Annotated in this window: 13 protein-coding genes; 10 read left to right on the top strand and 3 right to left on the bottom strand. The window is 45.2% G+C overall.

Going from position 1 to position 11,900, the window contains the following annotated elements; all coding sequences use genetic code 11:
- Window positions 1-46 precede the first annotated feature (46 nt).
- Window positions 47-184, top strand: a complete 138-nt coding sequence (locus MJQ52_RS10390) for a class III lanthipeptide (RefSeq protein ID WP_020955245.1) — start codon at window positions 47-49, stop codon at window positions 182-184.
- A gap of 161 nt (window positions 185-345) precedes the next feature.
- Window positions 346-1,188, top strand: coding sequence for a class I SAM-dependent methyltransferase (locus tag MJQ52_RS10385; RefSeq protein ID WP_094247284.1), 843 nt, complete (start codon window positions 346-348; stop codon window positions 1,186-1,188).
- Between the two features lie 238 nt (window positions 1,189-1,426).
- Here the strand turns inward: MJQ52_RS10385 and MJQ52_RS10380 are convergent, their stop codons facing one another.
- The 3 genes from MJQ52_RS10380 to MJQ52_RS10370 all read right to left on the bottom strand — a co-directional run bounded on the left by MJQ52_RS10380 (window position 1,427) and on the right by MJQ52_RS10370 (window position 3,449).
- Window positions 1,427-2,272: an aldo/keto reductase gene (locus MJQ52_RS10380; protein WP_079005263.1), complete on the bottom strand. Its 846-nt coding sequence runs from the start codon at window positions 2,270-2,272 to the stop codon at window positions 1,427-1,429.
- Window positions 2,273-2,382: 110 nt separating this feature from the next.
- The gene (locus MJQ52_RS10375) at window positions 2,383-3,075 is read right to left on the bottom strand and encodes an LrgB family protein (RefSeq protein WP_191073255.1); all 693 of its coding nucleotides are present in this window, start codon (window positions 3,073-3,075) and stop codon (window positions 2,383-2,385) included.
- Window positions 3,045-3,449: a CidA/LrgA family holin-like protein gene (locus tag MJQ52_RS10370; protein WP_003156751.1), complete on the bottom strand. Its 405-nt coding sequence runs from the start codon at window positions 3,447-3,449 to the stop codon at window positions 3,045-3,047. Before MJQ52_RS10370 ends, MJQ52_RS10375 begins: the two co-directional genes overlap by 31 nt.
- A 194-nt stretch (window positions 3,450-3,643) precedes the next feature.
- Here MJQ52_RS10370 and MJQ52_RS10365 point away from each other — a divergent pair, with 194 nt between their 5' ends.
- The 8 genes from MJQ52_RS10365 to MJQ52_RS10330 all read left to right on the top strand — a co-directional run bounded on the left by MJQ52_RS10365 (window position 3,644) and on the right by MJQ52_RS10330 (window position 11,893).
- Complete coding sequence (locus MJQ52_RS10365) at window positions 3,644-4,075, top strand: MarR family winged helix-turn-helix transcriptional regulator (RefSeq protein ID WP_003156749.1); 432 nt, start codon at window positions 3,644-3,646, stop codon at window positions 4,073-4,075.
- Between the two features lie 424 nt (window positions 4,076-4,499).
- Window positions 4,500-5,885 carry an amino acid permease gene (locus MJQ52_RS10360; protein WP_003156747.1) on the top strand — a complete coding sequence of 462 codons (1,386 nt, stop codon included), beginning with the start codon at window positions 4,500-4,502 and terminating at the stop codon, window positions 5,883-5,885.
- A 92-nt stretch (window positions 5,886-5,977) separates the two neighbouring features.
- Window positions 5,978-6,691: a YjjG family noncanonical pyrimidine nucleotidase gene (locus MJQ52_RS10355; RefSeq protein WP_032872660.1), complete on the top strand. Its 714-nt coding sequence runs from the start codon at window positions 5,978-5,980 to the stop codon at window positions 6,689-6,691.
- Between the two features lie 10 nt (window positions 6,692-6,701).
- Window positions 6,702-7,832 (top strand): sensor histidine kinase, encoded by a 1,131-nt coding sequence (locus MJQ52_RS10350; RefSeq protein ID WP_102421940.1) that lies wholly within the window; start codon window positions 6,702-6,704, stop codon window positions 7,830-7,832.
- Between the two features lie 4 nt (window positions 7,833-7,836).
- Window positions 7,837-8,481, top strand: coding sequence for a response regulator (locus tag MJQ52_RS10345; RefSeq protein WP_070081300.1), 645 nt, complete (start codon window positions 7,837-7,839; stop codon window positions 8,479-8,481).
- Between the two features lie 141 nt (window positions 8,482-8,622).
- The gene (locus MJQ52_RS10340; RefSeq protein ID WP_102421939.1) at window positions 8,623-9,558 is read left to right on the top strand and encodes an ABC transporter ATP-binding protein; all 936 of its coding nucleotides are present in this window, start codon (window positions 8,623-8,625) and stop codon (window positions 9,556-9,558) included.
- A gap of 8 nt (window positions 9,559-9,566) precedes the next feature.
- Window positions 9,567-10,754 (top strand): ABC transporter permease, encoded by a 1,188-nt coding sequence (locus MJQ52_RS10335; protein WP_102421938.1) that lies wholly within the window; start codon window positions 9,567-9,569, stop codon window positions 10,752-10,754.
- Window positions 10,751-11,893, top strand: coding sequence for an ABC transporter permease (locus MJQ52_RS10330; protein ID WP_191073256.1), 1,143 nt, complete (start codon window positions 10,751-10,753; stop codon window positions 11,891-11,893). The genes MJQ52_RS10335 and MJQ52_RS10330 overlap by 4 nt, the downstream gene beginning before the upstream one ends.
- Window positions 11,894-11,900 lie beyond the last annotated feature (7 nt).

Raw genomic sequence — 11,900 nt, 5'->3', positions numbered from 1 at the left:
AGATGATAAATGAATGTCTGTTAACACTCGAAAGGAGGTGAGAAAGATGAATGATGTTTTGGAATTGCAAAAGTTAGAGAAAGAGACAGATGGTAAAGGTATAGCTGTGGATGCGACAATTACAACGACATGGACAGTAACAACAACTAGCGGTTTTGTTTCTTCAGTAAGTAATCATTGTTAAAACAATCTTGCTTCATTGAATATTAATGAAGTATAAATGATGAACACTGTATTGGACTGTCGGAGAAGCCTCAAGTTTATCATTTCTTGGGTGCTTGTACTTAAAATCAGCACCCAAGAGTTCTTAATTATCATTAACAAATCATGAAAAAACTATAGAAGGTGACAACAATTAAAAAGTTATTAGGATTGGCAAAAAACCCTGAACCATTTGAAGAAGGTACACAAGAGGTATGGCTTGATCCAGATAGAGCTGAACTTGTTTTGAAATCACATTTTGATGAGAATATACCCGGAGGCAGCAAAGGGAGCTCATTTGTTGATGAGACTGTGGATTTTATTACAAAAATAGCACCAGTAGAATGTAATAATAAAATTATTGACTTAGGATGTGGCCCGGGGCTCTATTCTCAAAATTTAGCATTAAAAGGCTATAACGTGACTGGTGTAGATTATAATAAAAAATCAATCGATTATGCTATTAGTGAAGCGGATAAAATGAATTTGCAAATAGATTATAAGATTGAAGATATTACGAATCTCGAAATCGAAAGTGAATTTGATGTAGCTCTGCTCATTTATCAAATCTATGGTGTTTTTAGTCCGACCAACAGAAGAAAAATACTTAACAACATCTATCGCGGTTTAAAACCTGGAGGATTAGTTCTATTAGATGTCTTATCAGAGAAGAGTTATGAAAAATTTGAAGAGAATTTAATGTGGTTCCTATCAAAAAAGGACAGTCTGATATCGGATAAGGAACATTTGACCTTATACGCTGCAATTAAATATCCTGATAATGTTACTTTGGCAAAAAATGTTTTGGTTTTTGATGATGGGAAATTAGTGAATTATAATTATTGGAACCAGCATTTTAGCATTGAAAATTTAGAAAAAGAAGTGAATGAAGCAGGGTTTAACCTTGAAAAAGTCTATGCAGATGTCAATGGCGAGGAATATAAAAATAACGGAGAGTTTTTTGCAGCCGTCTTAAAGAAAAAATAAGGACTAAACGTATCTATAAATAGCCGAGTTGAGTACTTAAAATAAATATTCCATTTAGGATTCAGTGTTAGCCATAATAGATGAAAGGTGTACTCCTTATGGCTCTAACACTGAGTGTTAAAATTGATAGGCCTTTAAGCCATATTGAAATCGTACATTGTGTTTGTTAGCGAGAACCAGATAAAGATTCAGAAAAAAGCTGACGAACGATGCCGTCAGCTTTTCTTTATGTGTTTTCTTAAAACTCCTCATACTCCGCCGGGTCTTGGCCGTTTATGCGTCCGTCGGGGCGGGTAAGCGAGTCGATGATGCTCATGTCGTTTTCATCAAGGGAGAAATCAAAAACAGAGATGTTTTCAAGCTGGCGCTCGGGCGATGCTGATTTTGGAATCGGGATGGCGCCCAGCTGGATATGCCAGCGTAAAATGACTTGAGAAATGGTTTTGCCGTATTTGTCCGCAATCTGTCCGAGTTTTTGATCGTTCAATACTTCGCCGGCGCGGGATAACGGACTCCATGATTCTGTCACGATGCCCTGTTCTTCGTGCCATTGGCGCTGCTGCTGCTGATTAAAAGCGGGATGCAGTTCAATTTGGTTGATGCCTGGCTTTACGCCGGTTTCACGTTCGAGCCGTTCGATGTGCTCAGGCAGGAAATTGCAGACGCCGATGGATCGGATCAGGCCCCATTTTTTCGCATCAATCAGTGCCTGCCATGCTTCCGTGTAGCGGTCTTGTTTCGGATTCGGCCAATGGACGAGATACAGGTCATAGTAGTCCAGACCGGCGCGGTATAAAGATTCTTGGATGGTTTGTACAGCTTTGTCATAGTCATGGTAGCGCCCGGGCAGCTTGGACGTCACGTATAGCTGTTCTCTCGGAACAGAGCTTCTGCGGATGGCTTCTCCGACCGTCCCTTCATTTTCATAGTTATAAGCGGTATCAATCAGACGGTAGCCGATATCAATGGCGCTGGTAATGGCATGAACGCCATTGTTTCCATTAAGAGCGTATGTACCGAAGCCGATCGCGGGAATGCTTGTCCCATCCAGCAGTTTCTTTTGCGGAATTGCTCCAGTCATCATTAAATCCCTCCTTGTTTTCTACTTTACCATTATTCTTACAAATGAAACATAATAATGGAAGGAAATGAGATGATCCGCACATGAAAAAAGCTGACGGAGAACCGCCGGCTTTAAATTTGAAACATCCATGCTACAACGGGGCCGAAGACCGACCCTAACACGGCGCAGAGCGTCATGGAAACAGAACTCATGGAGACCGTTAATTCTCCGTACTCCATTGCTTTTGAGGTGCCGAGCGCATGGGAAGCGCTCCCGAATGCAATTCCTTTCCCGAGTGAGCTGCGGATGCGGATCCACTTGAGAAGCAGCGGTCCTAAGATAACGCCGGAAAACCCTGCGATCATGACGAACACGACTGTCATGGAAGGGACACCGCCGATACCGGACGCAATCTGTATGGCGACAGGAGTCGTAATTGATTTTGGGATAATTGACAAAATCAAACTCCGGCTGATGCCGAACAGCTCTGCAAATAGCAGGCCGCTGACCATTCCGGAGAATAAACCGGCCAACACGCCGCCGATGATCGGAAACATATACTTGATTAACACCCGGCGCTGCTTATAAAGCGGGTATGCCAAAGCCACCACGGCGGGTCCGAGCAGTGAATTGATCCATTGTCCGCCGATCATATACGCTTTATACGGAATATGAAAAACAAGCAGCACGGCGATAATGAAAATCGTAGTCGTCAAAACCGGTATGAGAAAGGGATATGGAAAGCGCACATATAATCTCACCATAGCCAGATAGGCGGCGGCCGTTAACAAAATTATAACGATTGCGATACATGCTTGCTGCACTTCTTTTTCTCCTTTCTCTGATTGGCTTTATGCTCTAACAGCTGGCTGGCGTATCCTGCGGCGATCATTGTGACGATGGTGCTCAGCACGATGATCAGAAACAGAGCAGCCCCGCTGGCGGAAAACAGTGACGGGTAATTGATGACGCCCGTCATGGCCGGAATGAATAAGAGCGGAAGAAAAGACAGCAAAAATCCGGCTCCGTCTTCAATCATTTTGACGGGAATGATCTTAACCGATAAACATATGATCAGCAGGATCAAACCGATGATGCTTCCGGGAATGGGCAGGTGAAAGAACTGCTGAACGGCTCCCCCGATAAAGGAAAATGCGAATAAAATAATGATTTGCAAGATGATGCGTATGACTTTCACGACAATGCTGTTCTTTGGAGAAGAGCAGCTTCCCCCTTTCTTGATGTTTCTATAAGTTTCTTTACTTTTGGCACATATATTTGTACTATACAAATATATGTATGCAAAATATTTCTATATGTTTTCTGAGTAAATGTGCATATGTTTGTATTATACAACTAATGTTGCTGTTGTCAATGTAAGGAGTGAGGCGTTTGTCAAAACAAGATCCGATTGAATTAATTGAATATGAGCTCACCACTTTTATCAGGAGAGCTGTTTATCTTGATAACTCCGACCGTAAAATCGGACATCTGGAAAGGGCTGCGTATTTGTTACTACGGCAGCTGGATGAATTCGGGCCTGCGCGTGTGAAGGAATTGGCCGAATCATTTAAGCTGGATATTTCCACATTGTCACGCCAGGCAGCGGCCTTGGAGTCGAAAGAGCTGATCCAGCGTTTTTCTGATCCTTCTGACGGGCGGGTCAGTCTGTTTGCGATTACGAAGCTTGGCAAACAGAGGTTAAAAGCTGATAAAAAGATGCGCCTTGAGCGGTATCATCGTATGCTTGACGATTGGTCCGGCGATGAAAAAGAAATGTTCGGCCGGCTTTTGCTGCGGCTGAATGAGGCATTTATCGATTAATGCATGATTTTTGCCGGGTTAAGCAGGATTATGGCGTATACAAGGGAGAATGGAAGAGAGTAAGGCTTTACGCCATTCTGCTTAGCAAAAATAATATTGAATAGGGGGCGGAAAACGTTTCTCCTGGGAAATAATGTTTCTCGGAGGCTGCGGCATTTATTATCTCAATATTCATAATTCAATGAAAATGAAGCGCTTTATTTTTACTCCATTGGTTCAGAGTGTAAGGTGTTTACCTGAAAAAAACAATTGTATTTTTCACGAAAATTTATTATGATGGAATAAGGAAATTGGAGATTATATAACGATAGGAAGATAGAATATTTCTAATATTGCGGGAAATGAAGATTGAGTTAGGTTCAACAGGTGCACCTTCTGCTTCATTATTTCACATATATCAGAGCTGTTAAGAGGAGGAAGCGAAGTGGCAAACAAAGAATTAAAGAGAGGCTTAGGCGCGCGTCATATACAGATGATTGCGCTGGGCGGCACAATCGGTGTCGGTTTATTCATGGGGTCATCCAGCACGATCGGATGGACCGGGCCGTCTGTCCTGCTGGCTTATGCGATCTCGGGTATCTTTATCTTTTTTATCATGCGTGCGATGGGCGAAATGCTCTATGTAGAGCCGAGTACAGGGTCGTTTGCGACATTCGGCCATAAGTATATACATCCGTTAGCCGGCTATATGACGGCGTGGAGCAACTGGTTTCAATGGGTGATCGTCGGGATGTCTGAAATTATCGCCGTCGGTTCGTATATGAAATATTGGTTTCCTGATCTGCCGGCATGGATTCCCGGCATTATCGCCATGGCCATTCTCGGTGCGGCGAATTTAATTTCAGTAAAATCTTTCGGTGAGTTTGAATTTTGGTTTGCCATGATCAAAATCGTCACCATTATTCTGATGATTGTGGCCGGAATCGGAATTATTTTCTTCGGTTTCGGTAACGGAGGGCATGCGATCGGATTATCTAATTTATGGTCGCACGGCGGTTTCTTTACAAATGGTTTTTCAGGATTTTTCTTTGCTTTGTCTTTGGTTGTTGCGGCCTATCAAGGGGTCGAGCTGATCGGAATTACGGCAGGGGAAGCGAAGGACCCGCAAAAAACGCTGCGAAGCGCGATTCAGAGTATTATCTGGCGGATTTTAATTTTCTACATCGGTGCGATTTTCGTAATCGTTACCGTATATCCGTGGAATGAGCTTCACTCACTCGGCAGTCCGTTTGTTTCGACATTTGCGAAAGTCGGGATTACGGCGGCGGCCGGTCTGATTAACTTTGTGGTGATTACCGCTGCGATGTCCGGATGCAACAGCGGGATATTCAGTGCGGGACGTATGCTTTATACGTTAGGCGTGAACGGACAGGCACCGAAATTCTTTAAGAAAGTTTCTTCGAGCGGTGTGCCGATATTCGGTACGCTTGCGGTATTAATCGGACTTGTGATCGGTGTTGTGCTGAACTACATCGCGCCTCCGAAAATTTTTGTTTATGTGTACAGCGCGAGTGTGCTGCCGGGAATGATTCCGTGGTTCGTCATTTTAATCAGCCATCTCGGTTTCAGAAGAGCGAAGGGCGCTGAGCTTGATAAGCATCCGTTTAAGATGCCTTTTGCGCCGTTTACAAACTATTTGACGATCGCTTTCTTACTCATGGTATTGATCGGCATGTGGTTTAACAAAGATACGCGGATTTCTTTGGTTGTCGGGGTGATTTTCCTGGCGATTGTGACGGTCAGCTATTATGCGTTCGGTATCGGCAAGCGCATGCCTGGTGAAAAATCGAAAATAGAAGACGCTGTATAATTCAAAAAGACACCTCTCTTACAGGGGTGTCTTTTTCGGCTTGTCCGCGAGTGGTATACTGGTTAAAAAAAGCAGAACCGGGGGAAACATCGATGAGTCATTACCGTACGTTATTATTTGATATAGACAATACGCTGCTGGATTTTACCGCTTCAGAAACCGATGCTCTTCAAAAATTGTTCCAAGGTTCAAAGCTGGAGCTGACGGCAGAGGTGGAAGCCCGTTATAAAGCGTTAAATCAAGGGCTGTGGCAGGCGTTTGAAGAGGGGGAAATGACCCGCGATGAAGTGGTGAATACACGGTTTGCCCTTTTATTTAAAGAATACGGCCTCGAAGCCGACGGCGTGCTGATGAATCAGGCGTACCGCCAATACTTAGAAGAAGGGCACCAGATGATAGACGGAGCTTATGAGCTGATTGAACGGCTGAGTCCTTTATTTGATTTATACATCGTGACGAACGGCGTCTCAAGATCACAATATAAGCGGCTGGGCGACTCCGGTCTGTATCCGTTTTTTAAAGATGTGTTTGTATCTGAGGACACGGGTTTTCAAAAGCCGATGAAGGAATACTTTGATTATGTATTTGCGAGAATTCCCGGTTTTTCTGCCGGGCACGGTCTTATTATCGGCGATTCATTGAGCGCGGACATAAAAGGCGGTCAGATGGCGGGAATGGATACGTGCTGGTTTAATCCCGGAAAGAAAGCAAATGAGTCCGGGATCATCCCGACGTATGAAATTCATTCGCTTGATGAGCTGTATGATGTGCTGAACGTGGAGCGAAAAGCCGCCGCTCATCTGTAAGGAGAATACGATGAAGATTGCACATACGAAGTTACTGATCAGGGGTTTTGCATTACTATCAATCTTTCACGCGATTCTTCAGCTTCCTCCCGGCCGGGGGGAACTGAAGGTTTTTTTGTCTGTGCTCGTGATGATGCTGACGGCTAATGACTGCCTGCGGCCGCTATATATGAAGAGAAGGCCGGCTGTATATCAAGGCTCTTTTCTCCTGAGCAACGTTATCGCGGGAGTTCTTTTGTACAATGTCTATAGTGTGGGGACACAGGCCGTAATGGTGCTTTTATTGGCGGAGGTGCTTATTACTGATCAGCAGATTTCGGCTGTTTTATTAACGGTGAATGCCGCCGCATTTGCGGCAGCTTTATACGCCGGAGGAGCGGGTGTCAGTGATATCGTGCCGCCATACTTCATCATGTTTGCGGTGATTTATTTATATCGGAAAAACCTGCAGGAGAAGTCGAAGGTAGAATTGCTGAACCGAGAGCTGAAAACTGCTAATAAAACACTGAAGGAATATTCAGACCGGATTGAGGAACTGGCCGTTACGAAAGAAAGAACAAGAATTGCGCAGGAGCTGCATGATTCTCTCGGTCATTATCTGGCTGCTCTGAAAATGAATTTAGAGTTTGCCGGGAAGACAGCCGGGCATCAGCCGGACAAAGTGAAGCAGATCATTCATAAAGCGCATGATCTTACGAAAGAATCCATTTTAAAGCTTCGCCAGGCGGTTACGCTGCTGCAGGGCTCGTTGTCCGGGCGGGCGTTTGAGCAAGAGCTCCGTGACATTTTCAGTCATTTTCAAGAGGCGGGAGGCATTCGCTTCGAGCTGGAGACGGACGCGGCCATAGAAGCGGAACAGCCGGATGTGAAGCATTGTCTTTATCAATCCGTTCAGGAAACGATTACGAATGCGATAAAGCATGGACATGCTTCATATGTTTCTGTCCGGATTCAAAAAAACCGAAATATGATATTGGCGCACATTCATAATAACGGCTCAGCCTGCGGAACGATCATAAAATCAAATGGTCTGAAAGGAATTGAGAAAAGAGCGGCCGCACTTGGCGGAGAGGCTGTTTTCTCTTCCGGGAAGGAAACGGGTTTTGACGTGAAAATAAGGATTCCATGCAAGGAGGAATAATCAAGTGAATGTCATGATTGCAGACGACCAGTCCATTGTGAGAGAGGGGCTGAAAATGATTCTGAGTCTTCACGAAGGAATTCAAATATCGGGAGAGGCTTCTTGCGGCGAAGAGGTTCTCCGGCTGCTTTCTCAAACCGAAACCGATGTGATTTTGATGGATATCAGAATGCCCGGTATGGACGGAATCGAAACGACAAAAGCGGTAAAAGCGCGATATCCTTCCGTAAAAGTCATCATTCTGACAACGTTTGAAGATGATCACTATATTTTTGCCGGGCTGAAAAGCGGAGCCGACGGCTATCTCTTGAAGGATGCTGATTCAGATGAAATTACCGCCTCCCTTCAAGCCGTTTATGAAGGGAAGATGATGCTGAATCCCAAAATCACGGTTTCCGTCGTAAAAGCGCTGAACAATATGGAGATCCCTGCGGTGCAGGAAGAGCCGCGGTCAAAGCTGAAGGAGATTCTCACGCCGAGAGAGCTTGATGTGGCGAAACACATTATGGAAGGCAAAAGCAATAAACGCATTGCCGCAGACTTATTTCTGACTGAAGGCACTGTGAAAAACTATGTATCCAGAATCCTCGATAAACTTGAAGTGTCAAACAGAACCGAGCTTACCTTATATTTGCAAAAATTGCTATAACCCCGCTTCACCCTCCTCTCTCCCTTTTTATCACTAAACATATGACGAAAGTAATACCCATATCGAGTACGAAAGTGAATAGAAAACAAGGATCGCCAAGAGTAGAATAAGTGCAGACATGACACAAGGAGTGCTGCACGAATGCTCGAATTAACGGATTTGACAAAAAAGTACGGCGATTTTACCGCTGTCAATCATATATCACTGCGCATCGAAAAAGGAGAGATATTCGGTCTGCTGGGGCCAAACGGCGCCGGTAAATCAACAACGGTGTCGATGATCAGCACCGTGCTCCCGCCGACGGGCGGAACAATCTGTATTGACGGAGCCTCATTGCAGGAGCAGCCTGCGGCCATAAAAAAAGTGATGGGAGTCGTCCCGCAGGAAATCGCTTTATATCAAGCGTTAAGCGCAAAGGATAATTTGGCTTTTTTCGGAAGTCTGTACGGACTTTCCGGTAAGGAACTTTGTAAACGGGTTGATGAAGTGCTGGACATCATCGAATTACAGGAACAGCGAAATCAAAGGATATCTGAGTTTTCGGGCGGCATGAAAAGACGGGTGAATATAGGTGCCGCGCTAATGAATGAACCGAAACTATTCATTTTAGATGAACCGACCGTCGGAATTGATCCGCAATCCAGACACCACATTCTTGAAACCGTGAAGACGTTAAATCAAGAAAAAGGGATGACCGTCATCTACACGAGCCATTACATGGAAGAGGCCGAATACCTCTGTGAAAAAGCGGCGATCATGGATCACGGCTCAATCATTGCCTGCGGGACGAAAGACGAATTGAAGCAGTCAGCCAAAGCCTCTGATACCCTGACCGTGAATGCAGAGGGGCTGAATGATGATGCCGTTAAAAAAATCCGCCGCATTCCCGGTGTTGCCGAGGCTGCTGTCAGCCGGCAGACCATTACGATGCTCGTCTCTGCGGCAGATCGCAATATCCTTGATATTGCGGATGATATCAGGAAAACCGGTATCACCATTAAGGGCATTCATTTCGAGGAAGCCAATCTGGAAAGCATTTTCCTCCGGCTCACCGGCAAAACGCTGCGGGATTCATAGGGGGCGTCATGAAAATATTATTCAGGCTGATCTTATTAGATTTTCGGTTATTGGCCGGCGCAAAGTCTTTCTATATAAAACTGCTTCTGTTTCCGGCGCTGATGATTTTCATTTTAGGAACGGTTTTTCACGGCGATTCAAAAGTGAAGCCATTTCAGACCGCGTTTTATAATGCGGATCACGCGGAGAGTTCTTTGGGTGACCAATTAAAGAATGACGTGCTGAACCAAAATGATCGCATCCGTGTAAAAGATATAGGCAGTTATCAAGAAGGGAAACAGCTTGTCGAAAGCGGCAAAGTCTCCGTTTTTGTATACGTGCCGAAAGGCTTTGCAAAAGCGGCGGAACACAATGAAAAAACAAGTATCAAAGTCATCTCGGACCAACAAGGCTCTGTAAATGGAGACATTGTGGAAATGATGGCCGATTCGTTTGTCACCAGAGTAAAAGCGGAATTCAGCGAAGAAAAAGCGGTGCTCAAGCAGTCGGGACATCTGTCAAAGGGAGATGTCAGCAAAATCATCAGCGGCCTTTCGGGTGAACGTGGACAGACTGTCACCATTCCGAAACAGTCCGCAGGCAATCACGCGGCTCCGATTGATGCGATGCAGTATTATTCAATCGCAATGGTCGTCATGTTCTCCATTATGACCGCGTTTGCGCTCATTCACGGGATAGTGGAAGAGAGACAGCAGCACACGTTATTCAGAATCAAATCAATGCCTGTTTTACGTATCCAATACGTGGCGGGTAAGCTTTTGGGAATCATGTTTGCCATCCTGATGCAAATGGCTGCCGTCATCATCGCAAGCAGCATCTTATATCAGGTAAAATGGGGCAATTTGTTTGAAGTATTGCTGGTGACGATCGTTTATTCATTTGCGATCGGCAGTATTGTGCTCCTTTGGGGGGTTACTGCAAAAAACCACGAGACCGTCTCAAGCATGGCGGCTCCTATTCTGTATGGCTTCAGTTTTTTAGGCGGAAGTTTTATCGCAAAAGACGGCTTGCCTGACAGTTTGAAAATCGTGCAGGAGCTGATACCGAACGGCAAAGCGATCAACAGCTATATCAGTGTCACGCAGCATGCCGGTCTGAGCGGTATTCTGACGGATTTGGCAGAGCTTGCCGCCATCGGCGCCGTGTTTTTATGTTTGACCATCTGGGTGTTTAAACGGAAGGAGGCTGTTTCATGATGCAGCTGTTATTCATGATCAGACATCAGCTGAAACTGATGCTGCAAAATCGGGCTGCCATCTTTGCGACGATTTCCGCTCCGCTCCTTCTCACATATTTCTTTTCCTTTTCTGCGGAAGGCAGTCAGCAGAAGGAAGTATATGTAGCTGATGAGGATCAGAGCGCCTATTCAGCGCAATTTATGAAAATGATTCAGACAGCCGGCCATATAAAAGTCACGAAGGTCACGGAGGACGTATTAAAAACAAAGGTTAATCATCAGGATATATCCTTTGGATTGCTGATCGGCTCTCATTTTGAAGAGACATTATTTTCCGGAGATGAATTGAACGTTTCATTTATTCAGAATGAAGAAAAGGGTGATGCTGTTTTGACAGAGCAGCTGATTGCGCAGCAGGCGGGCGCGCTGAAAAAAATAGTCCGCGATGCAAAAGTGATATCCCGTACGCTGCACACCGATGGAAAGCAGGCGGCAGCTGATCTCTTGAAGGATATTCAGGGTCATTCCGCCGTCACCGTTGACCGCCATCACGTTTATGAAGGCGGACAGGCAGCCGACAGACTTATCGGATTTTTAGTGATGTTTATCTGGTTCGTTGCAGTCCAAAGCCTGCGATCATTTATAGATGAACAAGAAAATCATACATACGACAGATTGCTGAGCACGCCCGTTTCCTATACGGCATATGCAATTTCTAAGTTTGCGGCGGCGTATCTTTTCGGACTTCTCCATATTATCGTGATTCTCGCTGCCGGAACATTCATGCTGCACATCCGTTTTGCTGATCATGTTTTTGCTGCTGGAGCGGTGCTTGCGGCCTGCTCGTTTGCGCTGACTGCTGTAACGATGGCCGTGATACCGTTCATGAAGAGCCAAAAGCAATTCACGTCGCTTGCTTCCGTTTTTATAGCTGTCACGGGTTTATTGGGAGGGGCTTTCTTCACATTAGACACGGCTCCGGAGTACATGCGGATGCTGTCATTGTTTACCCCTGAAAAATGGGCGATCGGCGCGTTTCAAAACAATGGCGGAGGCAGCATGCAGATAGTGCCGCTGAGCCTGTTTCTTGCCGCCGGTGCAGCGTCATTGGTTTTATCACTCTATTTGATAAACCGTAATATGAAAAAACACAGTTAGGAGGATG

It is taken from the genome of Bacillus sp. jun7 (assembly GCF_051034795.1).
Lineage (GTDB): Bacteria > Bacillota > Bacilli > Bacillales > Bacillaceae > Bacillus > Bacillus velezensis.
This window is presented reverse-complemented; position numbering and strand designations above follow the sequence as displayed.

Excerpts from the sequence above, each read along its gene's own strand:
- MJQ52_RS10390 (WP_020955245.1), top strand. The coding sequence starts at position 47 with ATGAATGATGTTTTGGAATTGCAAAAGTTAGAGAAAGAGACAGATGGT.
- MJQ52_RS10380 (WP_079005263.1), bottom strand. The coding sequence starts at position 2,272 with ATGATGACTGGAGCAATTCCGCAAAAGAAACTGCTGGATGGGACAAGC.
- MJQ52_RS10355 (WP_032872660.1), top strand. The coding sequence starts at position 5,978 with ATGAGTCATTACCGTACGTTATTATTTGATATAGACAATACGCTGCTG.
- MJQ52_RS10350 (WP_102421940.1), top strand. The coding sequence starts at position 6,702 with ATGAAGATTGCACATACGAAGTTACTGATCAGGGGTTTTGCATTACTA.
- MJQ52_RS10340 (WP_102421939.1), top strand. The coding sequence starts at position 8,623 with ATGCTCGAATTAACGGATTTGACAAAAAAGTACGGCGATTTTACCGCT.
- MJQ52_RS10335 (WP_102421938.1), top strand. The coding sequence starts at position 9,567 with ATGAAAATATTATTCAGGCTGATCTTATTAGATTTTCGGTTATTGGCC.
- MJQ52_RS10330 (WP_191073256.1), top strand. The coding sequence starts at position 10,751 with ATGATGCAGCTGTTATTCATGATCAGACATCAGCTGAAACTGATGCTG.